We start from the raw sequence: 26,358 nt of genomic DNA, 5'->3' as shown, positions 1-26,358 counted from the left end.
CCGGCGGCGCTATCCTGCCGGACATGACCGCCACACCCACCACCCACCGCCTGCCCAGCGTGGGCGACACGCTGGGGCGTTACACCGTAGAACGCGTCCAGGCCCTGCCGGAGATGTCGGGCACGCTCGTCCTGCTGCGCCACGAGAACGGTGCCCGGCACGCCCACGTCGCCCGCGAGGACGACAACCTCGCCTTCGGCGTGACCTTCCCGACCGTCCCCAGGGACAGCACGGGCGTGGCGCACATCCTGGAACACACCGTCCTGATGGGCAGCCGCAAGTACCCGGTGCCCGACCCCTTCTTCTCGATGCTGCCGCGCTCGCTGAACACCTTCATGAACGCCATGACGGCCAGCGACTGGACCACCTACCCGTTCAGCACGCGCAACGTGCAGGACTACGACAACCTGCTGTCGGTGTACCTCGACGCGACCTTCTTTCCGCTGCTGCGCTACGAGAGCTTCCGGCAGGACGGCCACCGCTTCGAGTTCGAGACGCCCGACGACCCCACCACCCCCCTCAAGCTCCAGGGCGTCGTATACAACGAGATGAAGGGCGCGATGGCCTCGGCAGGCTCAGTGATGTGGCGCTCGCTGGGGCAGGCGCTGTACCCCGACCTAACCTACGCCAACAACAGCGGCGGTTCGCCCGAGCACATTCCCGAGCTGACCTACGAGGCCCTGCGGGCCTTCCACGCCGCGCACTACCACCCCAGCAACGCGTACTTCTACAGCTACGGCAACCAGAGCCTGGAGCACGTGCTGGAGCGTGTCGAGGACCAGGTGATGTCACAGTTCCCGGCCCAGACGCTGGACGTGAGCATTCCCGACCAGCCGGCCTTCAGCGCCCCGCGCCACATGGACGTGGTGTACCCCGGCAGCGACACCGAACGCGGCGCGCAGGCCCTGGTCGCCTGGAAACTGGGGCGCAGCAGCGACCCCGACCTGAACCTGCGCTGGAGCGTGCTGAGCGACGTGCTGCTGGGCAACGCAGGCGCGCCGCTGACCCGGCCCCTGATCGACTCGGGTCTGGGCTCGGCGCTGGCCGATCTCTCGGGCTACCGCGATTCCTTCCGCGAGGGGGCCTTCGCGGCGGGTCTCAAAGGCCTGAGTGCCGGCAAGGCCGACGAGGTCGAGGCGCTCGTGCTCGCCACCCTGCGCCAGATCGCCGACTCGGGGCTGGACCCGGCCCTCATCGAGAGCAGCCTGCACCAGTTCGAGATCGCGCAGAAGGAGGTCAGCAACAGCGGCTACCCCTACGGCCTCCAGGTCATGTTCCGGCTGCTGGGACCCTGGCTCTACGGCGGCGATCCGGTCACCGGCCTGCGCCTGGACGCCGAACTCGGCCGCCTGCGCGCCGACCTGACCGCCGGCCAGCGCGTGTTCGAGACGATGATCGAGGAGGGACTGCTGGACAACCCCCACCGCGTGACCCTGAACGTGACCCCCGACCCCGAGCTCGCTGCCCGCACCGAGCAGAGCGAGCGTGAACTGGTCGGGCGCCTGAGCGCCGACTTCACCGAAGAGGACCGCGCCCGCATCGTGCGCGAGAGCCTGCAACTCCAGTCGCTTCAGGGCCAGGAGAGCGACCCCAACGTGCTGCCCACGCTGACGCTGGCCGACGTACCCGCCGGGGTGGCGCGGCCCGAGTACGCCACCGAGCAGGCCGGGCGCGCGCTCGTGGGCCGGGTCCCACAGCCCACCGGCGGCCTGGATTACCTTGACGTGCAGGTGCGCCTGCCCGAACTGGGAGAGCTGCTCGACGTGCTGCCGCTGTACGCCTACACGGTCACGCGCGGCGGCGCCGCCGGGCAGGACTATGTGGCCCTGGCCCGCCGCGCCGAAGCGGTCACGGGCGGGATCGGCGCCGGCGCGGCGGTGGGCACGGCCCCCGACGACCTGGGCCGGGTCCGCCTCGCCCTGACCTTCAGCGGCAAGGCGCTGGCGCGCAACGGCGGCGAGCTCGTGTCGCTGCTGCGCGACGTGATCGCCCAGCCCGAACTGACGCGGGAGCGGCTGCGGCAGCTGCTGGAGCAGCGCCTCTCGGGGCTCAAGGCCAGCGTCGTCAGCTCGGGCAACGCCTATGCCGACCGGCTCGCGTCGGCGCAGGTGAACCTCTCGGCCGCGACCGACGAGCGTCTGGGCGGCCTGAGCCTGCTGGCGAACCTGAAGGCCATCGTGGAAGGGGGCGAGGGCCAACCCGAATCGCTCGACGACCGCCTCGACGCCCTGCTGGCCCGGTTCGGGGAGCTGCGCGACCTGATCCTGCGGGGCCAGCCACTACTGTGCCTGACCGCGCTGCCCGGCGACCTGAGCCTGGACCTCACGCCCATCACGGACCTGTTCACGGACGGCGCAGCGGTCGGGCGCCCGGCGCCGCCCCTGCCCGCGCACACGCCGCAGGCCCGCCTGACCGATTCGCCGGTCGCCTTCAATGCGCTGGCCTACCCCACCGTGCCCTACACGCACCCCGACAGTCCGGCGCTGCTCGTGCTCTCACGCCTGCTGCGCGCCGAGTACCTGCTGCCCGAGATCCGCGAGAAGGGCGGGGCCTACGGCGCGGCGGCCGGGTTCGATACCCGCACGGGGGTGTTCAGCTTCTCGAGCTACCGCGATCCGCACATCTCCCGCACCTACGAGGTCTTCCGGACTGTGGGGGACTTCCTGGCGCGCGACCTGGGCGAGCGTGAACTGACCGAGGCCACATTGTCGGCCAGCAAGCTCCTCGATCCCCTGACCAGCCCCGACACGGTGGGCCGCCTGCGCTTTTTCGGCGACCAGAGCGGCTACACCCCCGAAGTGCAGGAGACCTACAAGACCCGGTTGCTGGCGGTCACGCTGGACGACCTGCGCCGCGTGGCCGGCACCTACCTGACCCCTGGGCGCGCCGCGTACGCCCTCGTGGCGGGCCGGGACCCCAACGCCGACGTGAAGGACCTGGGCCTGACGTTCGAGGTCGAGAAGGTCTGATCCGCTCCGGGCAGCGCCGGCGCGCCTGGCCGTGAAGGCAAATGCAAGCCGCGCCGCTCCCGAAACACGCCCCAGCCGCTATGGTTGGGGCGTGTTGACGGATCAGTTGGGGCGGCCCCTGCGGGATTTGCGGATCAGTGTGACCGACCGCTGCAACCTGCGCTGCACCTACTGCATGCCCGCCGAGGTGTTCGGGCCCGACTACGCCTTCTTGCCCCGCGCCGAGCTGCTGAGTTTCGAGGAAATAGAGCGTCTGGCGCGTACCTTCGTGGACCTCGGCGTGCGCAAGCTCCGCCTGACCGGAGGCGAGCCGACCCTGCGGCGCGACCTGCCGGACCTCGTGACCCGCCTGGCCCGCATCGGCGGCGTGCAGGACATCGCCATGACCACCAACGGCCTGCTGCTGCCGCGCTTCGCCGCCGACCTGAAGGCGGCGGGGCTGGACCGCGTGACCGTCAGTATCGACAGCCTGGACCCCGAGGTCTTCGGGCGGATGAACGGCCTGGGCCAGCACCCGCAGAAGGTCGTGGCAGGCATTGAGGCGGCGCTGACGGCGGGCCTGGGGGTCAAGATCAACACGGTGGTGCAGCGCGGCGTGAACGACGAGGGGCTGCGGGCGCTGTGGCTCGCGCTGCGGGACCTCGCGCCGCTGCGGTTCATCGAGTTCATGGACGTGGGCAACCACAACGGCTGGAACATGGACGCCGTGGTGCCCTCGGGCGAGGTGCTCGCGCGCCTGGGCGGCGAGGCGGGGACGGCAGACTTTACGGCGCTGGGCGCCAACTACCGCGGTGAGGTCGCGGCCCGGCACGTCGGTACCCAGGGGCACGAGGTCGGGCTGATCTCGTCGGTCACGGCGCCCTTCTGCGGCGACTGCTCGCGCGCGCGGCTCTCGGCGGTGGGGGCGCTGTATACCTGCCTGTTCGCCGGCAGCGGCACCGACCTGCGCGCGCCGCTGCGGGCCGGAGCCACCGACGCCGACCTGCGGGACCTCGTGGCGGGGGTCTGGGGGGCGCGGCGCGACCGCTACAGCGAGGAACGCGGCGAGGTCACGCGGGCGGGCGCGGGGGCCAAGGTCGAGATGTCGCACATCGGGGGCTGAGCGGGCGTTTTCCGGTGGGAACAGGCCCCGAACCGGGAGCCGACCTATTGAGTTCGCGCTGCAAGCAGAGGCGACGGGCCCACGGAGCGGCCTCGGAAGGCGCTCCAGCCGCCACTTTCCCGCCGAAGCTGTTCCTAACCCCGTGACGCCCGGCCGCCTGACCTTGTGTACTCTTCACACTATCTTTAGAATGGTGAGAAGCGCCGCCTGCCAGCGGACCGCCCGGAGGGATGCATGGCGAAGTACCCGCTCATCAAGACCACTCTGAAAGACCGCCTGCTGGGGGGTCACTATGCCGAAGGGCTGCCGCTGCCCAGCGAACCGCAGCTTGCCCGCGAATTCGAGGTTTCGCGGATGACCGCCCGGCGCGCCATCGACGAACTGGAACGCGAAGGCTACGTCTACCGCGTCCAGGGGGCCGGCACCTTTCCGACCGGCAAACGCTTCCGGCAGGGCATGTTCCGCGTGCGGCCCTTCAAGGAATGGGCGCGCCACCCCGACCACCGCACGACCGTCCTGCGCGCCATGCAGATCGAGGCGACGCCCGAGATCGCCATCGTGCTGCAGATTCAGCCGGGCGATCCGGTGGTGTTCGTCCACCGCCTGCGTATGGCAGGCGACGAGGCCCTGGTCATCGAGAAGCGCTACATCAACGCCTCGCTCGTGCCGGGCCTGCTCGACCACAACCTGAGCGTCGAGAGCATCCACGAGACGATGATCACCATGGGCGTGCCCCTGCAACGCGTCGAGCAGAACCTCGAAGCCGTCAACCTGCGCCAGGAGGAAGCCGACCTGTTGCGCGTGCCCCTGGGCACCGCCGCCTTCCTCCTGCGCCGCACGACCTACAGCGGCCCCAAGCGCGCGAGCTACGTCAACTACTGGGTGCGCGGCGACCGCTACGCCTTCCAGGACAGCTTCGAGCCCTGATTCTCCGGAGCCCTTCCGGCGCAAACCCTGAGAATGGGCCAGGGTCCGGCCCCAACTGGTAACGTTTCCATAATGAACGGCGGCGGCAAGGTGGGCCGCCGCTGCTTACTCTGGAAGGCACTGTGACGGCGGGCCATCACCGGCCCGTTTTTCGCGCCACGTTTCCGAGGAGCCCCATGACCACCACTGACCAACCCACCGTCCTGATCCGTCCCGGTACGCCCGCTCCGCTGGGGGCCACCTGGGACGGCAAGGGTACCAATTTCGCCCTGTACTCCGAAAACGCCAGTGGCGTCGAATTGTGCCTGTTCGACGAGCAGGGCCAGGAGACCCGCTACCCCCTCAAGGAGCAGACCGCCTTCGTGTGGCACGGCTATCTGCCCGGCGTAAAGCCCGGCCAGCGCTACGGTTACCGCGTCCACGGCGAGTACGCGCCCGACCAGGGCCTGCGGTTCAACCCCAACGTGGTGCTGCTCGACCCCTATGCCAAGGCCCTGAGCGGCACCGAGCAGTTCGATGACGGCGTCTTCGCCTACGTGCCCGGCGGTGACGAGGACCGCGAGATGCAGCAGGAGGATCAGCGCGGCGCGCCCCTGGGCATCGTGCTGGACCCGGCCGCCTACGACTGGCAGGGCGACCGCAAGCCCAACATTCCCTTTCACCAGTCGGTGATCTACGAGGCCCACGTCAAGGGCCTGACCATGACGCACCCCGACGTGCCCGAAGAACTGCGCGGCACCTATGCGGGCATGGCGACCGAGCCGGTCCTGAACTACCTGCGCGACCTGGGCATCACGTCCATCGAGCTGCTGCCGGTACACCAGCACATGGACGACCCCTTTCTTCTCGACAAGGGTCTGACGAACTACTGGGGCTATTCCACGCTGAACTTCTTCGCGCCGGACGTGCGCTACTCGGCCGCCGCGCGCGGGGGCAACCCGGCCGGCGCGGTGGACGAGTTCCGTAACATGGTCCGCGCCCTGCACGGCGCAGGGATCGAGGTCATCCTGGACGTGGTCTACAACCACACCTCCGAAGGCAACCACATGGGGCCAACCCTGAGCTTCAAGGGCATCGACAACCCCACCTACTACCGCTTGGTGGCCGACAACCCGCGGTTCTACTTCGACTACACCGGCACCGGCAACAGCCTCAACGTGCGCCACCCGCAGACGCTGCAACTCATCATGGATTCGCTGCGCTACTGGGTCACCGAGATGCACGTCGACGGCTTCCGCTTCGACCTCGCCTCCACGCTGGCGCGCGGGCTGCACGAGGTCGACCAGCTCTCGGGCTTCTTCACGATCATCCACCAGGACCCGATCATCAGCAGCGTCAAACTCATCGCCGAGCCGTGGGACGTGGGCGAGGGCGGCTATCAGGTCGGCAATTTCCCGGTGAACTGGGCCGAATGGAACGGGATCTACCGCGACGACATGCGCGCCTTCTGGAAGGGCGAGGGCGGGCTGGCGAGCGAAATCGGCTACCGCCTGACCGGCAGCAGTGACCTGTACCAGAACGACGGCCGCAAGCCCTACGCCTCGATCAATTTCGTCACCGCCCACGACGGCTTCACGCTGCGCGATACCGTGAGCTACAACGACAAGCACAACGAGGCGAACGGTGAGGACAACAAGGACGGCGCCAACGACAACCAGAGCTGGAACTGCGGGGCCGAAGGCGAGACCGACGATCCCGAGATCAATGCCCTACGCGCCCGCCAGCAGCGCAACTTCCTGGCGACGCTGCTGCTGGGCCAGGGCACCCCGATGATCCTGGGCGGCGACGAACTCGGGCGCACGCAGGGCGGCAACAACAATGCCTACTGTCAGGACGACCTCATCAGCTGGTACGACTGGTCGAACGTGGACGAGGACCTGCTGGCGTTCACCAAGAAGGCCATCGCGCTGCGCAAGGCGCACCCCGCATTGCACCGCCGCAAGTTCTTCTCAGGGCGCACCATCCGGGGCGAGGACGTGCGCGACATCGTGTGGCTGCGTTTTGACGGCGCCGAGATGAGCGACGAAGACTGGAACAACCCCCAGACCCAGTCCATGGGGATCTTCCTGGACGGCAACGGCCTGGACGACATCGACGCCGAGGGCCACCCGCTGACCGACGACCACCTGCTGCTGCTGCTCTCGGCCTCGCATGTAGACCTGCCCTTCAAACTGCCGAATCTGGGCGGCTGCGGCGAGTGGGAACTGCTGCTGGATACCAGTGACGACCGCGCCCAGGCGAAGGTCAACGCCGGTGACGAGACTGCCCTGATCGCCCGGAGCCTCAAGCTCTACCGCTGCCCACGCAGCTGAGGCTGACCTCTCCCCTTTCCCCCTGCCCCGGCCACCCGTTTTCCTTCCGTGCGCCGGGGCCTCTTCATGGGTACTTTCTTCCTCAGCGCCGCCGCAGGGCGCGCACCGAGAGCCGGACCAGCACGCCGCTGGCGATGAGGCACAGCACGCTCAGCCCGGCAAAGGTCAGTCCCGCAGCCAGTGCGCCCCCGGCCTGTCCCTGCTCGGCCAGGGGCCACAGACTGAAAACGAGCAGGCTCAGCCCCAGCAGACCCAGAAGGACGGCTCCCAGAAGCAGCAGCAGCGCGAGTGCGGTGGGCATGGCCCCAGTGTGACGCGCGGGGGCCGAGTGAGACCGAACATGAAGGCCGTCTGCCAGCCCCCGCAGCTGGCCCGCAGCTGCACGGGCCGGGCGGCCTGCACACATCTCACCTTTAGCCGTTTCGCATGAAGCCCCCGACTTCCTGGGCACTTTCCTTGACCGTTCTCTCACGGGGCCACGCGGCCCGCCCCTTAGGCTCGGCGGTTGATTGCCGGGCCCGCAGGCCGCGGCGCCAAAGGAGCAGCACATGACACAGACCCCTACTGAACCCGTTCACCCCACACCGGTTCATCTCGACGACCCCATGACGCGCCTGGGCGCTCACCTTCTTCCCGACCGCAGCGGCACCCGGTTCCGCGTGTGGGCGCCGCGCGCCTCGCAGGTGGGCGTGCGCGTGAACGGCAGCGACCACGACCTGCCCTCCGTCGGCCCCGACACCTACGAACTCGTCCTGCCGGTCGGTGTGGGCACCCGTTACCTCTTCCTGCTCGACGGGCAGCCCACGCCCGACCCGTATGCCCGCTTCCTGCCGGACGGCGTCCACGCCGAGGCGGAGGTGCTGGACCTGGAGACCTACGCCTGGCAGCACCCCGACTGGTGCGGCCTGCCGCTGGCCGAGTGCGTGTTCTACGAGATGCACATCGGGACCTTTACCCGGGAGGGCACCTACCGCGCGGCGCAGGAGCGGCTGCCCGAGCTCAGGAACCTGGGCGTGACAGCCATCGAACTCATGCCCCTGGCCGCTTTTCCCGGTGAGCGCGGCTGGGGCTACGACGGCGTAGCGCTCTACGCTCCCCACGCTCCCTACGGCCGCCCCGAGGAGCTCATGGCGTTTGTCGACGCCGCGCATGGGCTGGGGCTGGCGGTCTTTCTGGACGTGGTCTACAACCACTTCGGCCCCGACGGCAACTACCTGAGCAGCTACAGCGAGACGTACTTTACCGACCGCTTTTCGAGCGCCTGGGGCGCGGGGCTGGACTACGCCGAGCCGCACATGCGCCGCCTCATCACCGGCAACGCGCGCATGTGGCTGCGGGACTACCGCTTCGACGGCCTGCGGCTCGACGCCACGCAGGCGATGTCGGACGACAGCGACGTGCACGTCCTGCAGGAACTGGCGAGCGAGGTGCACCGTCTGGGCGGCACCCACCTCATGCTTGCCGAGGACTACCGCAACATTCCCGAACTCGTCACGGACTACCACCTCGACGGCATCTGGGTGGACGACTTTCACCACGAGGTCCGCGTCACCCTGACCGGCGAGCGTGACGGCTACTACGCCTGCTTCACGGGTGGGGCGGCGGGCGTGGCGCACACCATCAACCGGGGCTGGGCCTACGAGGGCCAGAAGTGGCCGCTGGAAGACCAGTTCCTGCCGCAAAACCGCCGGGGCAAGCCGGCCGGGCCGCTCGAAGCCCCCAGCTTCGTGTACTTCATCCAGAACCACGACCAGATCGGCAACCGCGCGCAGGGAGACCGCGTGCATCACCTCGACCGGGTGACGCCCGCCCACTTCCGGGGCGCCTCGGCGTTGCTGCTGAGCCTGCCCATGACCCCGCTGCTGTTTCAGGGGCAGGAGTGGGCCGCCAGCACGCCCTTTCCCTTTTTTAGCGACCACCACGGCGAACTGGGCCAGATGGTCACTGAGGGCCGCAAGAAGGAATTTGGGCACTTCGAGGGCTTTCAGGGCGAGGACGTGTTCGACCCGCAGTCCGAGGACACCTTCCGGCTCGCGCACCTGAACTGGGCCGAGCGCCGTGAGGGCGAACACGCCCGCACGCTGGAGCTGTACCGCACCCTGCTGCGGCTGCGCCGTGAGGACCCGGTGCTGCGGGACCGCTCGCGCGCGGGACTGAGCGCCGGCAACGTGGGTCAGCTGTTGTGGGTGCGTCACCAGAGCGGGGCGGGCGAGCGGGTGCTGCTGTGGCACACCGGTCTGGCCGGCGATTCCGGATGCGCGCTCGCCGAACTCGGGCTGCCCTTCGGCCTGCCGGCGCGGCTGCTGCTGCACAGCGAGGGCCGGGAGGCCAGCCCGGACACCCTGTACCCCGGTGAGGCCGTGATCCTGGCGGCAGACGGGGTCCGGGAGTGACGGCGGCCCGGCCCAACCCAGGAGAGACGGCTTCCGGGTCCGGCCCGGCGCCGGTGGCCGGCACGCACGACTCCCCGCCCGAGACGCACATTCCGCGCGCCACCTACCGCCTGCAACTGCACCGCGACTTTCCCTTCGCGGCGGCCCGCAAAGCGCTGCCCTACCTCGCGCGGCTGGGGGTCACCGACGTGTACCTCTCGCCCATCTGGGGCAGCACGCCCGGCAGCACCCACGGCTACGACGTGACCGACCACGCCGCCGTCAATCCCGAACTCGGCGGTCTGGCGGGGCTGCGCCGGCTCTCGGCGCGGGCGCGCGAACTGGGGCTCTCACTCATCGTGGATTTCGTGCCCAACCACATGGGGATTCAGGGCGGGCACAACCCCTACTGGGAGGACGTGCTGACGCACGGGCAGGCCAGCCGCTACGCGCATTTCTTCGACATCTCGTGGCATCCCCTCAAACGGGCGCTGGAAGGCAAGGTGATGCTGCCGCTGCTGGGCGACCAGTACGGCCGGGTGCTGGAGCGCGGCGAGCTGAAACTGGAGAGAGAGGGTGGGCGCTTCTTCCTGCGTTACTGGGAACGGCGGCTGCCTATGTCGCCGCGCAGCCTCGCGCTGCTGCTCTCGGAGGTGGCTCCCCGGCTAGCCCAGAGCGTGGGGAGCAGTGCCCGCAGCGAACTGGCGAGCATCGCCCGCAGCGCCGCCGCGCTGCCGCGCAGCACCTCGCCGGACCTGACCGACGAGGACCGTGCCGGGCGCGCCCAGGAGATGGAGGTCATGGCCCGGCGCCTGGAGGTGCTGGCCGAGGCCTCAGGGCCGGTGAGATCGGCGCTCGACGCCGTGGTGGCGGCCTACAACGCCGACCCCGCGCAGCTCGACACCCTGGTCAGCGAGCAGAACTACCGCCTCGCCTTCTGGAAGGTGGCGGCCGAGGAGATCAACTACCGGCGCTTTTTCGACATCAACGACCTCGCCGCGCTGCGCATGGAAGACCCGCGCGTGTTCGCCTGGGCGCACGGCCTGCTGTTCGACCTGCTGCGTGAAGGCACCGTGCAGGGCGTGCGGCTCGACCACACCGACGGCCTGTACGACCCGGCCGGGTACTTTCAGGCGTTGCAGCTCGGCGCGGGCGAGGCGCTGGGCCGCCCCACCACCGGGGGCACGGAAGGCGGCGCGGGCCTGGACCGCAGCGAACTACCGCTCTACGTCGTCGCCGAGAAGATTCTGGAGCCCGGCGAGCATCTGCCGCAGGCCTGGGCGATTCACGGCACGACCGGCTACGACTTCCTGGCCCAGCTCGGCGGCGTGTTCGTGGAGGCGGGAGCTGAGGAGGAGATGACGGCGGTGTACCGGCGCTTCACCGGCGACCGCGAAAGCTACGGCGAGCAGCTGTACCTGGGCAAACAGCTCATCCAGCGGGTGTCGCTGCCGGGCGAGGTCAACGTGCTGGCCGAAGGGCTCGAGGCCCTGGCCGAGACCGACCTGGGGGCGCGCGACTTCACCCTGAGCACTGTGCGTGCGGCGCTGCGCGAAGTGATCGCCACCTTCCCGGTGTACCGCACCTACATCCGCGCCGACGGCTCGCGCGAACCCGGCGATGACGCCAAGATCGCCCACGCTATCCGTGACGCCAAGGCGCACAACCGCCGGAACGGCTCGCCGCTGGACCCCAGCGTCTTCGACTACCTCCAGTCGGTCCTGACCCTGGGAGCCCCCGACGAGGCCACCCGCGCCGCCTACGCCGACTTCACGCTGAAATTCCAGCAGCTCACCGGCCCGGTGACGGCCAAGGGCGCCGAGGACACCGCCTTCTACCGATATGCGCGCCTGCTCTCGCTCAACGAGGTGGGCGGCGATCCGGCGCTGTTCGGCACGCCGCCGCGGGACTTTCACGCGGCGGCCAGGGAACGCGCCGAACACTGGCCCCACGCCATGCTGGCCGGCAGCACCCACGACACCAAGCGCGGCGAGGACACGCGCGCGCGCATCAGCGTACTGTCCGAGATGCCGCAGACCTGGGCGGCGTACCTCAGCGCCTGGCTGCCGCACCTGCGCCCGCTGCAGACCCGCACCGACCTGGGGCTGGCTCCCAGCTTCGGGGGCATCTACACGCTGCTGCAAAACGCGCTGGGCGCCTACCCGCTGGACGGCCAGCTGCAGGGGTTTACGGAACGCCTGAACGCCTACATGCTCAAGGCCAGCCGCGAGGCCAAGCTGAGCACGAGCTGGGCCGCGCCCGACGAGGAGTACGAGGCTGCGCTCGCCGCGCTGGTCTCAGGTCTGCTGTCCGAGGAGCGGTTCTGTACGGGACTGGCCGAGCTGCACGGCCGCATCAGCCCCTACGGCGCGCAGAACGGCCTGAGTGCCGCCCTGGTGCGCCTGACCGCCCCCGGCGTGCCCGACACGTACCAGGGCGCCGAGGGCTGGAACCAGAGCCTCGTGGACCCCGACAACCGCCGCCCGGTGGACTATGCCCGCCTGGGGCGCGTGGTGGGCCGCCTGGAAAAGAAGCACGACGTGGACGTGGCCCGCACGCTGCTGGGCCGCTACGAGGACGGCGGGGTCAAGGTCATGCTGACCTGGGCGGCGCTGCAGGCCCGCCAGGCCCACCGGGAGCTGTTCGCGCACGGGAAGTACCGGCCCATTGAGGCGGGCAAGTACCTCCTGACCTTCGCCCGCGAGCATGAGGGCGAGGTCGCGGTGACGGTCGCGCCGCGCCTGACCCTCTCGCTGACCCGCGAGAAGACCCCCTGGGCGCTGGCCGAGATCTGGGGCAACCGCCGCCTGAGCCTACCGGCCGGCACCTACGAGAACGCCCTGACCGGCGAGACGCTGCGGGTCCGCGGCGGAAACGTCCCGGTGGCCAAGGTGCTGGAAAACTTCCCGGCGGCGCTGCTGCTTAAACGTTAGGCGGCGGGGGCGGCCCGCCCGGTGAGAGACTGCCGGGCATGAAAGCCGCCCTGTACCACACCTTCGGCGTCCGCCCCGAAGTGACCACCGTCCCCGACCCCGCCCCCCCCGAAGGCGGGGTGGTCGTGGAGGTCGCCGCGACGGGAGTGTGCCGCAGCGACTGGCACGGCTGGATGGGCCACGACCCCGACATCCGGTTGCCGCACGTGCCGGGACACGAACTGGCCGGGACCGTGGTGGCGCTGGGAGCGGGCATCCGCAACTGGCGCGTGGGCGACCGCGTGACCGTGCCCTTCGTGTCGGGCTGCGGGCGCTGCGCCGAGTGCCAGGCGGGCCACCAGCAGGTGTGCGAGCGCCAGTTCCAGCCGGGGTTCACGCACTGGGGCTCGTTCGCGCAGTACGTCGCGCTGCACCAGGCCGACCAGAACCTCGTGGCGCTGCCGGACGAGCTGGATTTCGGGACGGCCGCCAGCCTGGGCTGCCGCTTCGCCACCTCCTTCCGGGCGGTGGTCCATCAGGGCCGCGTGCGGGGCGGCGAATGGGTGGCCGTCCACGGCTGCGGGGGCGTGGGGCTGTCGGCCATCCTGATCGCCAAGGCGCTGGGCGCGCAGGTGATCGCGGTGGACATCGGCGAGGCGCAGCTGCGGCTGGCGGCCGACCTGGGCGCCGACCTGACCCTGAACAGCCTTGAAGTGCCCGACGTGCCCGGCGCGGTGCGCGGGCTGACCGGTGGGGGCGCTCACGTCTCGCTAGACGCGTTGGGCCACCCCGACACCTGCGCCAACTCGGTCCTGTGCCTGCGCACGCGGGGCCGCCACGTGCAGGTGGGCCTGCTGCTGGGCGACCAGAGCCGGCCCGCCGTGCCGATGGACCGGGTTATCGCCCGTGAGCTGGAAATCTACGGCAGCCACGGCATGGCCGCCCACGCCTACCCAGAGATGCTCGCCATGATCGCCCGGGGAGCGCTGCGCCCCGAACAACTGCTGGGCCAGCGCGTGACCCTCGAAGAAGGTCTGGACGTGCTGGTGAACATGGACCGTTTCGGCGGGCGCGGGGTCACGGTCATCGACCGGTTCTGACCGGCCCCCCTCCGGCCGGGGTGCAGCGCTCCCCCGTTCCGGTCAGCTGCCTGGGCGGCTGGCCCACAACTCGACAAGGCCGCGCAGGGTCAGGGTCTCATCGTAGTGGTCGATCTCGCGGCAGATGCCCTCGACGGTGCGCGAAAAGCCCCCGGTGGCAATAGCCACCGCCGGCCCCGGCAGCTCGGCACGGATGCGGCGCAGTAGGCCATCCACCATCTCGGCGTAGCCGTAGACCAGCCCCGACTGCAGCGCGTGGACGGTATTCTTGCCGATGGCGCTGGCCGGGGCCTCCAGGGTGATGCGCGGCAGCTTGGCGGCGCGGGCGAACAGGGCGTCGGCACTCACCTGCGCGCCGGTCGCCAGCACGCCGCCGATGAAGCGCCGCCCGCGCCCGATCACGTCGAAGTTGGTCGAGGTGCCGAAGTCCACGACGACCGCGTACTCGCTCTGGGCGAGGTACTTCTCGGCGCCGAACAGGTTGCACAGGCGGTCCGCCCCCACCGCGCCGGGCTGGTCGAGTTCCACCCGCACGTCGGGCAGGTTCTCGGCGCTGACCTCGAAGGCGTCTACGGCGAAGTGCCGCTTGAGCGCGAGGGCGTAGTTCTGTCCGACCGGCGGCGCCACGCTGCTCAGGACGGCGGCGCGGGGAGCCCCGGCGCCCGCGAGGTCGAGCAGGCCGCGCAGTTGCAGGGCCAGGTCGTCGGGCAGCATCTCGCGGCCGGTGCGCACGCGCCAGGTGTGCGTCAGGGTATGCGAGGCGTCCGCGAGGCCCAGCACGGTGCTGGTGTTGCCGACATCCACGGCCAGGAGGGGAAAAGCGGGCACGCCCCCGATTCTACCCGGTCAGCAGGGAGGGCCGCGCCCGCCCTGCAGTGCGCGGCCCCCTCCTGGTTCGTCTTTCCCTCTCGCGGTCAGGCTCCCGGCGCGGCCTGGGCTCCCGACTGCGGCAGAGAGACGACCGGCGCGGTCACGGCCGGCCCGGTTCCTTCCGGCCCCGTCGCGCGGCGGGCCAGGCGGCGGCGCTCGAAGAGATAGAAGGCGGCGGGCACCACATAGAAGGTCATGATGGCCGACACACTGATCCCGCCCACGATCACGATGCTCAGGCTCTTGCCGAACTCGCTGCCGCTACCGCTGCTCAATAGGAGCGGAATGCTGATGACGAGCACTGTCAGCGTGGTCATCACGATGGGCCGGAAGCGCAGGCGGCTGGCCTCGATGAGGGCCTCGCGCAGAGGCAGTTCCTCGAGTTTTTCGACCACGAATTCGAGGTAGATGATCGCGTTCTTGGCCGACAGCCCGATGAGGAGCAGGAAGCCCAGCACCCCGAAGATATCGAGCGTGCTGCGGGTCAGGAAGATCATCCAGAAGGCACCGGCGACCGCGAAGGGCACCGGCAGTAGCAGGTACAGCGGGTAGCGGAACGAGTTGAACTGCGCGCCCATCACGAGGTACACGAGCAGCATCGAGAGCGCGAAGGCCTGGAGGCCCACACTGCTGATCTGCGCGCCCAGTCCGAAGGCGCTGTTGCGGTCGGAGTTGCCCACGGTCACGAGGTTGTCGACGACCCCCACGCCCGTCAGGGCCGCGACGAGGCGCTCCTGAAGCTGCGCGGTGGTCAGGCCGCTTTCGGGGTTGGGTTCGACCGAGAGGTCGAGGCTGTAGAGGCGGTTGTTGCGTGCGATGCTCGTCGGTGCGCTCGCCTGCACGATGCTGCCGAGCTGCCCCACCGTGACGCTGCTGGCGAGCGAGGAGCTGTAGACCGGCAACGAGAGCAGCGACTGTTCGTCCTGGAGGTACTGCGGCTCCAGCTCGACCGTGATGGGGTAGGTCACGCCGCCGAGTTCGACGTTGCCGCCGCCGCTGCCGCTGCCGTAGGTCTGAAGCGCACTGGCGACGGTACTGGCGCTCAGGCCCGCGCCCGCGAGCTGGCTCTGGTTGGGCACGAAACGGTTTTCCAGCGTGGTGTTGTCCAGGCTGCTGCTGGCGCTCGACACGCCCGCGTCGGCCTCCAGCACGTTGACGGCTGCCGCCGCGCGGGTCTTGAGGAGGTCGAAGTTGCTCGCAACCAGGGTCAGGCTCAGGCTGTTGCCCTGGCCCCGGAACCCGCCGCCGCTGAACAGGTTGGCGCGCACGTTGGGGTAGTCGGTAAACAGCCCGCGCAGCGCCCGCTGGTACTGCGCGGTCAGCTCCGCGACCGGAGGGCGCTCATCCTTATCCTTGAGGGTGATGCTGAGGTTGGTGCCGCTGCCCGTGACCGAGGCCTGCACGGTCTGCACCGCTGGCTGGGCCAGGAAGTAGGTTTCCAGGCGGTTGACGAGAACGTTGCGGGTGTTCAGGTCCAGGCCCGAGGGCAGGCGCAGGCCCGCGCGCAGGGTCCCCGAGTCGGTCGAGGGCGTAAAGGTGAACTGCGTGCGCGGCCCGACGAGCAGGACCGTGGCGACCAGGAAAGCCGCCGCCAGCACCAGCACGCCCGCGCTGGAGCGCAGCGCGCCGTCCAGGCTGCGGGCATACGCCTCGCGGATTCCCACGAGCGCGCGGTCGGTCAGGCCGTGGAGCGTACCGGTCAGGGCCTCGGCCAGGGCCAGCAGCGCGCCCCATAGGTAACGCGCGGCGACCAGCACCAGGGGCAGCGCCAGCACGGCCAGGGCCCACAGCGGGGCGACCTGGGTCCACAGCAGGGCTCCCAGGGCTACGGCCAGCACCCAGAACCACCAGGCCCGCACGGCGCCCAGGCCCCAGCGCACGGCCTCGGGGCCACGGGCCAGCACGCGCGGCACGTCGCGCCAGGTCAGCGGGGCGGCGTCGGGCGTGTAGGCCATGCGCACCGTGAGGAACAGCAGGGCTTCGAGCCACGACATGAACACGGCCGCCGCCAGCCCCAGCGCGAACTGCTTGACGTACTCGCCGATGATGCCGCCCATGAAACTGACCGGAATGAGGACCGCGAGCAGCGACAGCGAGGCCGCCGCGACCGCGCTGAAGACCTCCGAGGCGCCGCGCAGCACCGACTGCACGCGGTCGTAGCCCATCGCGCGGTACCGCTCGACGTTCTCCGCGACCACGATGGAGTCGTCCACCACGATACCGATGGCCACGATCAGGGCCAGCAGCGACACCTGATTGAAGGTGAAGCCCATGAGCTTGTAGAGGATCGGCGCGGCGGCCAGCGAGATCGGAATGGCCGCGATGACGGTGAAGGCCGTGTTCAGGCGCCCCAGGAACAGCAGCGTGACGAGGGCCACGACAAGCGCCGTGATCCACAGTTCGTGCGTCGTGGACTCGATGCTCGCGCGGATGGGGCCGGTGGTGTCGTTGCTGTACGTCACGGCGTACCCGCGCGGCAGGGTGGTGCCCGCCACCAGAGCCTTGACCCCGTCCACGACCGCCACGGCGTTGCTGCCCGACGACTGCTGAATGCTGACGAGCACGACCGGCAGCCCGTTGACGCGCGTCACGCCGCTCACGGTGGTGCTGTCCTGGATCTGGGCCACGTCACTGACGCGCACGCCCTTTCCCGTGTCCACGAGGACGTTGGCGATGTCGTCCAGGCTGGTCAGCTTGGCGTTGGTGGTGTAGGTCAGGCTGTTGCCGTCGCGGGTGATCGTGCCGATGGACGAGCTCACGTTGCTGCCACTGATGGCACTGGAGACCGTCTGCGGATTCAGGCCGTAGGCGCTGAGCTTGTCGGGGTCGAGCTGCACGGCGACCGCGCGCTGCGAGCCGCCGCTCAGGCTCACGTCCGCCACTCCGGAGACGCGCTGCAGGTTGGGCACGAGCTGATTTTCGACGTAGTCGTACACGTCGGCCTGGCTGGCGGTGCCGCCCGACACCCCGAATTCCAGGATGGCCGAGCTGTTGGGGTTGAAGGTCCGGACACTGGGACTGCCCGCGCCGCTGGGCAGCTGGCGGCTGGCCGCCGACACGAGCGAGGCGACCTGGTTGGCCGCCGCGTCCTGATCGGTGCCGTCCTGAAGTTGCAGCGTCACGCGGCTGTTGCCGGTGTTGCTGCTCGAGCTCAGGGTGGTGACGTTGGGCACCTGCGCGACCGCGCTCTCGATGACCTGCGTGACCTCCTCGTCCACCGAAGCCGGGCTGGCCCCTGAGTAAGACGTGCTGACGGTCACGACCGGAATGCTAGTGCTGGGCAGTAGGTCCACGCCCAGCGACCGCATGGCCGCGAGCCCGAACACCACGACCCCCACGAAGATGCCGATGGCGAACACGTAGCGCGACACCGAGAACCCCACGAGCGGGTTGACGCTGGCCAGGACCTTCTGCCCGACCTTACGGATCACGGCGCACCTCCGGGACCACCGGCGGGCGGGCTGCCCTCACCGCTCCGGGACGCCCCGGTGCCGGCCGTGCGCACCGCGCCGCCGTCGAGCAGACCGGTCGGGGGCTGCGAGATGACCTGCGTGCCCGAGGAGACGCCGCTCACGGCCGACTGCGTGCCCGCCTGCCCCAGCACGGTGACGGTGTGTTGAGCGGCGCGCCCGTTCTCGACCGTGAAGAGGTAGGTCTTGTCGCTGTCGGCCTGGAGGGCCGTGCTGGGCACGAGCACCCCAGTCGCGACCTTGGCGTCGTAGACGACCGTGCCCACCGTGCCCGCCGACGGACGCGACTCGCCGGTGAAGCGCGCGACGACCGGCACGCTGCCGGTGCCCGCCGAGCCTCCGTTCTGCGAGACCTTGACCGGATAGGTCTGCTGCCCGGAGACGAAATTCAGGGCGGTGCCCACCGGCAGCGACGCCGCCTCGGTCGGGGGCACGTTCACGCGCACCTGCTGGTCACGGCTCACCAGGGTGAGCACCTCCGTGTTGGCCGAGACGTACTGGCCCGGACTCACGTTCAGGGCCGTGACCTGCCCAGCGAAGGGCACCGTGACGCGCGCAGCGGCGGCCGCCGCCTGCGCCTGGTTCAGGGTGATCTGGGCGCGCTGCACGGCCAGGCGCGCCGTCTCCTGGCCCTCGGCGCCGCTGCGGGCATTCTCGGCGAGGTTCGACTGCGCCGCGATCAGGCTGCTGCGGGCGTTCTGTACCTGCACGTTCTGGGCGTCCACCTCGGTGCGGGCCACGGCCCCGACGTCGTAGAGCCGCTGCAGCGAGCTGAGGCTGCGCTGGGCATTGTCGAGCGAGGTCTGCGCGGCCGTCACCGCCTGTTGCAGCGAGGCGCGGCCGGCTGCGGTCTGGCTGGCCTGGCTGCGCAGCGAGACCTGGGCACTGTCCAGCGCGTTCTGGGCGCTCTGTACGCTGCTCTGGAGGTCGGGGTTGCTCAGGCGCAGCGCCGTATCGCCGGCCCCCAGGGACGAGCCCACCGCGGCCAGCAGCTCGGTCACGGTCCCGGCAGTCCGCGTGGTGACGGTGGCCGACTGGGCGGCGGCGACCGTACCACTCAGTCGGCGCTGGGCGCGCAGGGTGCCGGTCTCGGCGGCAGCGGCCTGCACCGGGGTTACGATGCCGCCCCCGATCCGTGTGCCTGCCCCCTGCCCGGTGCCGGCGCGGCCGCCTGCTCCCGACTGCGCGCCGGTCTGGCCCGCGCCCGCGCCTGTTCGCGTTCCGGCCTGGCCCTGCGCCGTCTGCCCCTGGCCGCCCGACCCCCGGGTCCCCTGGCCTGCTCCGGCCTGCCCGGCAGCCCTGGTGGTCTCGCCACTGCCCTGCCGACTCGCGCCGCCCTGACCAGCCGCGCCCTGACCTCCGGCAGCCGGCCCTGCACCGCCTTGGCCGGCGCCGCTCTGGCCCGCGCCGAACCCGCCGGCGGTGGCCGACGAACCCGAATCGTCTTGCCCCAGCCGGTAGCCGACGAATCCGACTCCGGCCAGCAGCAGCGGGACCAGCACGAAGCGCAGCAGGCCGCGCCGGTGGGGCGACTGGCCTGCTGCGTGCTGGTCCGCCGCCTTGCTGCGGTTGGTAGGCGGGCCTTCCTGCGGGGGATGTGGGGGAGAAGCCTGACTCATAGCCCCCATCTCACCGCAGCTCTACGAAGAATTGTCGAATGGGCGCGGCGTTACAAAACCCTGGGGCCGGAGCGGGGGAGCTCCAGCTCCCAAGGGTCAGTTGAAGCTGGCCAGGTTCAGCGCGACGCTGTAGGCGCAGCTCGTGTCGGCCTCGGTGCGCACGAGCATCTCGACCTTGTCGCTTGCGCCCACCCCGGCCTCGAGCGGCTTGAAGTAGTACACCAGCGTGCCGCTCCAGGTGGCGCCGTCCTGCTTGAAGTCGCTCACGTAGCTGCGGCGCGCCGGGGCGATCATCTTGCCGCCCGGCGCCATCAGGCGCACGAGGTAGGCGTCGCGGGCCTTCTCGCTGGGCAGGCCGCGCACGGCGATGTCCACGCGCAGTTCGCCGTCGGCCAGACGCTTGCCGGCGTAGTCGGCCCCCAGCGCATCCTTGACCGAGAGGTTCTTGAAGCTGTCACGGGCGTCCACGGCCTGAAAGTAGAGCTGATCGGCCTGCCCGCTCAGGGTCACGCTGCCCAGGCGGCTGCCCTTGCCGTAGTCGGTCGGGGCGGCCAACCAGTCGGCCACGCAGGCGTCGCCGCCGTCGAAGGCCCGGATGACGCCGTCGCCCGCCGCGAACTTGCCGTCCTTGACGCTCAGGTCCAGGGTCTGGTAGGTGGTCACAGGGTCGCGGCGGCCGTAGGTGCCGTCGATGACGTTCTTGGCGGTCGTGTCCTCGAGTTTGGGCACCCAGGCCAGGGCGGGGGCCGAGAGCGCGGCAGTCAGAGACAGAAGAAGTAGTTTGCGCATAGGGTGGTCCTCCGGAGAAACGCTGTTCATTGAAAAAGGCGCGGGTGACGCGAACCTGACCTGCCGACCGGGCCGGCACTCAGGATTCGGCCGCCGCGTTCACGATTTGAGGTACACCACCCGGCAGGCCTTGCCGGCCGAGCGGAACTGCTGCGCGGCGGCGCCCGAGAGCTCGACGTCGGTGTAGACCGACGAGTTGGGGGCGAACTTGCTGGGCCGGATCTTGCTGGCCTTGACGCGGGTGACGTTGCTGAACCCCGCCGCCTGCCCCTCGGCCGTGATGTAGGTGTGCAGGTTGCCCTCCTGCACGAGCTGGCTGCTCACGCCCTGCACGAGTGCGGCGTCGGGCCAGAGCTGCGCGCCGCCCTCGGCGTACACGAAACTGGTCATGTCGCGCTGGAAGTTGCCCAGGCCGCGCACGTCCACCACGACCGTGCAGTTCAGCGGGCGGTCCTCGTTGCCGGCCGCCGCACCGCCGCCACCGCCCACACGGGCTACCGCGCCGCCGGCGCCGCCGTCTCCTCCCGCGCCGGTGGCGCCGCCGCCGTTGCTGCCGCCGGGGCGTCCGGCCGCGGGGGCCGCGCCCTCACCGCTCTGGCCGGCCGGGGCGTTGCCCCCCGCCCCCCGCCCCCCGGCGGGAGTGCCGGTCTCGGCGGCTGCGGAACTCGCGCCCCCTCCCCCGGCCGCCGGGCGTGCGGCGGTATCGCCCGCAGGCGCCCCGGCCGAGGTGCCTGCGCTACCGGGCGTGCCGCGTGTCGGGGCCTCGGCCTGGGCACCGGGTGTGGTCTGGGCGCCCTCACCGCTGCGGGGCACGGCGGACGCCGTCCCGGAACCGCTGCCGGCCGCCGTGCCGGGCGTCTGGGCCGGGCGGGCCGTTTCGGCGGCGGGCGCGGCGCTGCCGCCCGGACCTCCCGGCGCGCGGGTGGCCGGCGTGGCGGTCGCCTCGGGCGCGGAAGAGGCCGCGCTGGTTGTGCGGGCCGGGGCGGCGCTCGCCTGGGTGGGCGCGGGGTCGCTGCCGCGCGCCGTACCGGTGGCCCGCTCGGGGGTCGCCTCGGCCGCCGGCACGGAACTCGCCGTGCCCGCGCGGCCCGCCTCGGCGGGGGCAGTCACGGGCACCGCGCCGCGCTCGGCCACCGTGGCAGCCGGGGCCGCCGCCTGGGGCGCGCCGCCCGACTGCGGCCGCGCCGGAATGCGCGCGACCACCGGGCCGGTGTCCTGGGTCGTGCTTGCGCGGGCCGCTTCGCTGCGGGCGGTGGTCGGGGCCTCGGTCGCCGTCGCCGCGCCGCGCGCCGGGGCGGCCGACTCAGGGGCGCTGCTGGGCGCGGCGTCTTCGCGCCGGGGCAGAGTGGTGACGGCCTCTGGCTCGGCCGCTGGGGCTGCGGCCTCGGCGCGCGCGTCGCTCTGGGCGGCGGGCGTCTGCGCCACCGGTTCGGCCACGGGGTCGGCGGGACGGGCCGCCTCAGCCGGGGTCTCGGCGGGCGCCTGGGCCACTGGCGTTTCCTCGGCTGGGCGGGCCGCAGTGGGCGTCGCTTCAGTGGGGCTGGGCAGCGCCGCGCTCGTGTCGGGCACTGTCACGCGCGCGCCACTGGCCGCACTGGGAATCGCCTGCGGCACCGGCAGGGGGCGCGCTCCGCTCACCTGCGGCAACTCGGTAATGGGGGCGGCCCCCGCCGTGGGCGCCGTGGTGGCCGGCTGCGCGGCCGGGGCAGGGCTGGCCGCCGGAGTCTGAGCATCGGTGGGGGTCTCGGCCGGGGCCTGCGCCGGCGTGGGGGCGGCGGCCGGAGAGGACGCGGCGGCCTGCGCCGGAGTCTGACGCGCTGGAGCCTGCCGCGCAGGCGCCGTCTGGACGGGCCGGGACTGCTGGGGCTGGGCGGCGGGCGGCGTCGGCTGAGGCGGGGCGGGCGTAGCGGCCGGACGGGCCTGCTGCTGCGCCTGCCTCTGCGCGGCCTGCTGGGCCGCCTGGCGCTGGGTTTCGCGCTGCGCCTGCTCCCGCTGCGCCTGGGCAGTCCGGGTCTGAACGGGGGGCGTCAGGGGGGAGGTCGGCGTAGCCGGGGCCAGCGTCACCACTTCCAGCGGCGCGCGGCTCAGGTCCTGGGCGGTGGTCATCCGGGGAGCACGCTCGTCGGGGCGCATGAGCAGCAGCCCGCCCAGCAACGCGGCGTGCAATAGCACCGTTGCGGCGGCGGCCACGGCGCGGTCACGTGGGCGGCCGTCCGGGCCAGGACCGCGGCCCGGCGGGGGTTTGCGGTGCGTGGGCAGGGTCGTCATGAAGGTCTCCGTATCGCTGGCTGGACCGCTGGGCGGCGGAGCATGTTCACTGGCCGCCCGTGCGGGTGCCCAGGGCCAGGCGCTCGCCCCCGGCCTGCTTGATCACGTCCATGACCTTGACCACGGTGCCGTAGTTGCCGCGCTCGTCGGCGCGTAGGCCCACCACGCCGCCCGAGGCGCTCGCCAGGGGCCTCAGCTGCGCGCCCAGCTTGGTCAGGGTGGTTTCCTTGCCGTTCAGGTACAGCTTGCCCGAGCGGTCCACGCTGACGATGGGCAGGGCAGGCGTCTCCTGCACGGTCGTGCTCGCGCGCGGCAGGTCCAGCGGCAGGGCGTTCTGGCGCGCCCCCAGGCTGCTCGTCAGGAAAAAGAAGATGAGCAGCAGCAGCACAATGTCCACCATGGGCGCGAAGTCGAAGGTCACGGCCGCGCCCTCGTCGCGCATCCGCCGGCGCAGGGGGGCCACCTTAGACCTTCACCGGCTCGAAGGTCAGCGCGACTTCCGGCATGGGGGCGGGGCGCGCGGCGACTGCGGCAGCCGGGCGGCCCGAGAGCCACGCGGGCAGTTCCTCGCGCACGCGCTCGGCCTGCGCCATCACGCGGTCAGCCTTGGCGCGCAGAGCGTTGCGGGCAACGTAGGCGATGATCGCCACGATCAGTCCCCCGGCCGTATTGATGAGCGCCTCGCTGATGCCGGTCGCCAGTTGTGCGGGCGTGGGCGCCGAGGTACTGCTGAATACCAGGAACGAACGCACCATGCCGATCACGGTGCCCAGCAGGCCCAGCAGCGGCGCGATCTGGGCAGCGGTGCCCAGCGCCGAGAGTCCGGCATAGGCGCGGGCGTCGCCGTCGAGCACGGCCGCGTTCATGGCGGCCTGTGAGGCGGCCTCGCCCCGGTCGGCGCGCCCCAGTCCGGCGCGCAGCACGGCGGCGGCGGGACTGGGATGGGCGACGTGGTCCACTTCCCGCAGGGCCGAGACCGGGCCGCTTTCGGCCGTGAGGGCGCGGGCCCGCTCGATCAGGGTGCCGGCGTCCTGGCCCAGACGGTTCAGGGCCAGAACCCGCATCACCGTCAGGTAGACCACGTAGATGGACAGCAGCAGCAGGACCCAGAGCAGGGGTCCGGCGGCGCGGGCGAGATCGAGAAGATTCATCAAACCTACGGGTAGCACACATCCGGGTGGCAAGCGTGAAAACCCGCTGGGGGCCGCTCATCTGCTGCCCGACGGGTTGGCATACCGCAGCGTCCGACTCGACTTTAGAGCGAAAGACGGGTAAAATAGACCGGTAACTAGGAATTATTCCTAACAGCAGCCCCAGCCCCCAGCGGCCACACTGCGACGGGCAATTCCTGAAGGAGACCACGTGAGCGACCACCCCCACCAGATCGAAATCCGTAACCTGCATGCCTCGGTCGGCGACCAGCCGATTCTCAAGGGCATCGACCTCGTCGTGCCGCGCGGCGAACTGCACGCCATCATGGGGCCGAACGGCAACGGCAAGAGCACCCTGGCCAAGGTCATTGTGGGCGACCCCGAATACACCGTGACCGAGGGTGAAATCCTGGTGGACGGCCAGAACATCCTGGAGATGGAGCCCGACGAGCGCGCCCGCCTGGGCGTGTTCCTGGCCTTCCAGTACCCGGTCGAGATTCCGGGTGTGACCATCGCCAACTTCCTGCGCCTCGCCATGCAGGCGCGCAAGGCCGAAGGCGAGGAAGTGTCGTTCACCGAGTTCTACGGCAAGCTCCAGACGGCCCTCAAGGTGCTGGAGTGGGACGAGAGCATCGTCGAGCGCTACCTCAACGAGGGCTTCTCGGGCGGCGAAAAGAAGCGCAACGAGATCCTGCAGATGCTCATGCTCGAACCGAGCTACATCATCATGGACGAGACCGACTCGGGCCTGGACGTGGATGCCCTGCGCATTGTGGCGCGCGGCGTGAACTCCATGCGCGGTCCCGGCCTCGGCGGGCTGATCATCACCCACTACCAGCGCCTGCTGGACTACATCGTCCCCGACAAGGTGCACATCATCGTGCAGGGCAAGGTCGTGCAGACCGGCGGCCCCGAACTGGCCAAGCGCCTGGACACCGAGGGCTACGACTGGGTCAAGGAACTGGCGACGGCCTGAGCGCCGCGCGCCCCCTTCCCTGTCCCTGAGATCAAGGAGCGTCACATGACCGTCAATCCCGAAGCTGGCAACATCAACACGGAATACGAGTACGGCTGGAGCAACCCCGAACGCTACGCCATCAAGGCGCCCAAGGGGCTGTCGCGGGACGTCGTCGAGATGATCTCGAAGGCCAAGGACGAGCCGCAGTGGATGCTCGACTTCCGCCTCAAGGCGCTCGATATCTTCAACTCCAAGCCGATGCCCGAATGGGGCGCGGACCTCTCGGGCCTCAACCTCGACGAGATCTACTACTACATCAAGCCCGAAGGCTTCAATGCCCGGTCCTGGGACGACGTGCCCGAAGACGTGAAGCGGACCTTCGAACGCCTGGGCATCCCCGAGGCCGAGCGTGCGGCACTGGCCGGCGTGGGCGCACAGTACGAGTCCGAGATGGTGTACCACAACCTCAAGGAGGAGTGGGAAAAGCTGGGCGTCGTCTTCCTGAGCATTGAGGACGGCCTGCGCCAGTATCCGGAGCTGTTCCGCGAGCACTTCGCCACCATCGTGCCCCCCGAGGACAACAAGTTCGCGGCCGTGAACTCCGCCGTGTGGTCGGGCGGCTCGTTCGTGTACGTCCCCAAGGGCGTCAAGGTGGACATTCCCCTCCAGACGTACTTCCGCATCAACGCCGAGAGCAGCGGGCAGTTCGAGCGCACGCTGATCATCATCGACGAGGGCGCGCAGGCGCACTACATCGAGGGCTGCACCGCCCCGGCGTACAACTCCGACTCGTTCCACTCGGGCGTGATCGAGATCGTCGTCAAGGAAGGCGCGCGTTTCCGGTACAGCACCATCCAGAACTGGTCGCACAACGTCTACAACCTCGTGACCCAGCGCGCCGCCGTGTACGGCAACGGCGTGATGGAATGGGTGGACGGCAACCTGGGCTCCAAGGTGACCATGAAGTACCCCGCCTGCTACCTCCTCGAAGAGGGCGCGCGCGGCGAGGTCCTGAGCATCGCCATGGCGGGCCGTGGGCAGCACCAGGACGCCGGAGCCAAGATCGTGCACTTCGCGCCGCACACCTCGGGCACCATCGTGTCGAAGTCGATCTCCAAGGACTCGGGCCGCAGCAGCTACCGCGGCCTCGTCAAGATCTACGAAGGCGCTAAGGGCAGCAAGACCAACGTCGAGTGCGACGCCCTGCTGCTCGACGAGGAAGCCCGCACCGACACCTACCCGTACATCGAGATTGAGGAGAAGGACGCTTCTGTGGGCCACGAGGCCACCGTCTCCAAGATCAACGACGAACAGATCCTGTACCTCCAGAGCCGCGGCCTGAGCGAGGACGAGGCGGCTGGGCTGATCGTACGCGGCTTCATCGAGCCGATTGCCAAGGAACTGCCGCTGGAGTACGCGGTGGAACTCAACCGCCTGATCGAGCTGGAAATGGAAGGCTCGGTCGGCTGAGTCCTCTGCCCCCACGTCCCGGCCCCGGCCGGCGGGCGTGGGGGTGAGCTCTGCCCCCAGCCCGCACAG

The 26,358-nt window shown here is 70.4% G+C and carries 17 protein-coding genes; 9 read left to right on the top strand and 8 right to left on the bottom strand.

The features are described from left to right. Positions 1-23: 23 nt before the first annotated feature. From ASF71_RS04695 to glgX, 4 genes are all read left to right on the top strand, one after another. Complete coding sequence (locus ASF71_RS04695; RefSeq protein WP_056295803.1) at positions 24-2,969, top strand: insulinase family protein; 2,946 nt, start codon at positions 24-26, stop codon at positions 2,967-2,969. 91 nt (positions 2,970-3,060) lie between these two features. Next, positions 3,061-4,071, top strand: coding sequence for a GTP 3',8-cyclase MoaA (moaA, locus tag ASF71_RS04690; protein WP_056295800.1), 1,011 nt, complete (start codon positions 3,061-3,063; stop codon positions 4,069-4,071). A 234-nt stretch (positions 4,072-4,305) separates the two neighbouring features. Beyond that, positions 4,306-4,998, top strand: coding sequence for a GntR family transcriptional regulator (locus tag ASF71_RS04685; RefSeq protein WP_056295796.1), 693 nt, complete (start codon positions 4,306-4,308; stop codon positions 4,996-4,998). Between the two features lie 176 nt (positions 4,999-5,174). Continuing rightward, a complete protein-coding gene (gene glgX / locus ASF71_RS04680; protein ID WP_056295792.1) occupies positions 5,175-7,310 on the top strand; it encodes a glycogen debranching protein GlgX in 2,136 nt (711 codons plus the stop codon). A gap of 82 nt (positions 7,311-7,392) precedes the next feature. On the opposite strand, the gene ASF71_RS04675 is transcribed toward glgX, so the two are convergent. Continuing rightward, positions 7,393-7,611: a hypothetical protein gene (locus ASF71_RS04675; protein ID WP_056295789.1), complete on the bottom strand. Its 219-nt coding sequence runs from the start codon at positions 7,609-7,611 to the stop codon at positions 7,393-7,395. Between the two features lie 247 nt (positions 7,612-7,858). Here ASF71_RS04675 and treZ point away from each other — a divergent pair, with 247 nt between their 5' ends. Genes treZ through ASF71_RS04660 form a run of 3 tightly spaced genes read left to right on the top strand, consistent with a single transcriptional unit; the run spans position 7,859 to position 13,694 of the window. Then, on the top strand, positions 7,859-9,703 hold the full coding sequence (gene treZ, locus ASF71_RS04670) for a malto-oligosyltrehalose trehalohydrolase (RefSeq protein WP_056295787.1): 1,845 nt from the start codon (positions 7,859-7,861) through the stop codon (positions 9,701-9,703). Positions 9,704-9,756: 53 nt separating this feature from the next. Further along, entirely contained in the window at positions 9,757-12,615 is a 2,859-nt protein-coding gene (gene treY, locus ASF71_RS04665) for a malto-oligosyltrehalose synthase (protein WP_056295784.1), read from the top strand. Between the two features lie 38 nt (positions 12,616-12,653). Next, positions 12,654-13,694 (top strand): zinc-dependent alcohol dehydrogenase family protein, encoded by a 1,041-nt coding sequence (locus tag ASF71_RS04660; RefSeq protein ID WP_056295781.1) that lies wholly within the window; start codon positions 12,654-12,656, stop codon positions 13,692-13,694. A gap of 42 nt (positions 13,695-13,736) precedes the next feature. Here the strand turns inward: ASF71_RS04660 and ASF71_RS04655 are convergent, their stop codons facing one another. From ASF71_RS04655 to ASF71_RS04625, 7 genes are all read right to left on the bottom strand, one after another. Further along, positions 13,737-14,522, bottom strand: coding sequence for a type III pantothenate kinase (locus ASF71_RS04655; RefSeq protein WP_056295779.1), 786 nt, complete (start codon positions 14,520-14,522; stop codon positions 13,737-13,739). An 86-nt stretch (positions 14,523-14,608) separates the two neighbouring features. Then, complete coding sequence (locus ASF71_RS25595; RefSeq protein ID WP_056295775.1) at positions 14,609-17,995, bottom strand: efflux RND transporter permease subunit; 3,387 nt, start codon at positions 17,993-17,995, stop codon at positions 14,609-14,611. Then, positions 17,992-19,653, bottom strand: coding sequence for an efflux RND transporter periplasmic adaptor subunit (locus tag ASF71_RS04645; protein ID WP_235514131.1), 1,662 nt, complete (start codon positions 19,651-19,653; stop codon positions 17,992-17,994). The genes ASF71_RS25595 and ASF71_RS04645 overlap by 4 nt, the downstream gene beginning before the upstream one ends. Before the next feature lie 96 nt (positions 19,654-19,749). Further along, positions 19,750-20,442, bottom strand: a complete 693-nt coding sequence (locus ASF71_RS04640; RefSeq protein ID WP_056295772.1) for a hypothetical protein — start codon at positions 20,440-20,442, stop codon at positions 19,750-19,752. Positions 20,443-20,541: 99 nt separating this feature from the next. After that, positions 20,542-22,710, bottom strand: coding sequence for a hypothetical protein (locus ASF71_RS04635; protein ID WP_056295769.1), 2,169 nt, complete (start codon positions 22,708-22,710; stop codon positions 20,542-20,544). A 46-nt stretch (positions 22,711-22,756) separates the two neighbouring features. After that, complete coding sequence (locus tag ASF71_RS04630; protein WP_056295857.1) at positions 22,757-23,152, bottom strand: biopolymer transporter ExbD; 396 nt, start codon at positions 23,150-23,152, stop codon at positions 22,757-22,759. 22 nt (positions 23,153-23,174) lie between these two features. After that, on the bottom strand, positions 23,175-23,861 hold the full coding sequence (locus tag ASF71_RS04625) for a MotA/TolQ/ExbB proton channel family protein (protein ID WP_056295766.1): 687 nt from the start codon (positions 23,859-23,861) through the stop codon (positions 23,175-23,177). A gap of 211 nt (positions 23,862-24,072) precedes the next feature. Between ASF71_RS04625 and sufC the strand changes: the two genes are divergently transcribed. Both sufC and sufB read left to right on the top strand, forming a co-directional pair. Then, on the top strand, positions 24,073-24,837 hold the full coding sequence (sufC, locus tag ASF71_RS04620) for a Fe-S cluster assembly ATPase SufC (RefSeq protein WP_056295761.1): 765 nt from the start codon (positions 24,073-24,075) through the stop codon (positions 24,835-24,837). 45 nt (positions 24,838-24,882) lie between these two features. Continuing rightward, a complete protein-coding gene (gene sufB, locus ASF71_RS04615; RefSeq protein WP_056295758.1) occupies positions 24,883-26,289 on the top strand; it encodes a Fe-S cluster assembly protein SufB in 1,407 nt (468 codons plus the stop codon). Positions 26,290-26,358: the final 69 nt, after the last annotated feature.

Origin of the sequence: Deinococcus sp. Leaf326, assembly GCF_001424185.1 — a bacterium.
Classification (GTDB): Bacteria; Deinococcota; Deinococci; order Deinococcales; family Deinococcaceae; genus Deinococcus.
This window is presented reverse-complemented; position numbering and strand designations above follow the sequence as displayed.

Coding starts and splice junctions, on each gene's coding strand:
- ASF71_RS04695 (WP_056295803.1), top strand. CDS start 24: ATGACCGCCACACCCACCACCCACCGCCTGCCCAGCGTGGGCGACACG.
- ASF71_RS04685 (WP_056295796.1), top strand. CDS start 4,306: ATGGCGAAGTACCCGCTCATCAAGACCACTCTGAAAGACCGCCTGCTG.
- glgX (WP_056295792.1), top strand. CDS start 5,175: ATGACCACCACTGACCAACCCACCGTCCTGATCCGTCCCGGTACGCCC.
- ASF71_RS04675 (WP_056295789.1), bottom strand. CDS start 7,611: ATGCCCACCGCACTCGCGCTGCTGCTGCTTCTGGGAGCCGTCCTTCTG.
- treZ (WP_056295787.1), top strand. CDS start 7,859: ATGACACAGACCCCTACTGAACCCGTTCACCCCACACCGGTTCATCTC.
- ASF71_RS04660 (WP_056295781.1), top strand. CDS start 12,654: ATGAAAGCCGCCCTGTACCACACCTTCGGCGTCCGCCCCGAAGTGACC.
- ASF71_RS04645 (WP_235514131.1), bottom strand. CDS start 19,653: ATGAGTCAGGCTTCTCCCCCACATCCCCCGCAGGAAGGCCCGCCTACC.
- ASF71_RS04640 (WP_056295772.1), bottom strand. CDS start 20,442: ATGCGCAAACTACTTCTTCTGTCTCTGACTGCCGCGCTCTCGGCCCCC.
- ASF71_RS04635 (WP_056295769.1), bottom strand. CDS start 22,710: ATGACGACCCTGCCCACGCACCGCAAACCCCCGCCGGGCCGCGGTCCT.
- ASF71_RS04630 (WP_056295857.1), bottom strand. CDS start 23,152: ATGCGCGACGAGGGCGCGGCCGTGACCTTCGACTTCGCGCCCATGGTG.
- ASF71_RS04625 (WP_056295766.1), bottom strand. CDS start 23,861: ATGAATCTTCTCGATCTCGCCCGCGCCGCCGGACCCCTGCTCTGGGTC.
- sufB (WP_056295758.1), top strand. CDS start 24,883: ATGACCGTCAATCCCGAAGCTGGCAACATCAACACGGAATACGAGTAC.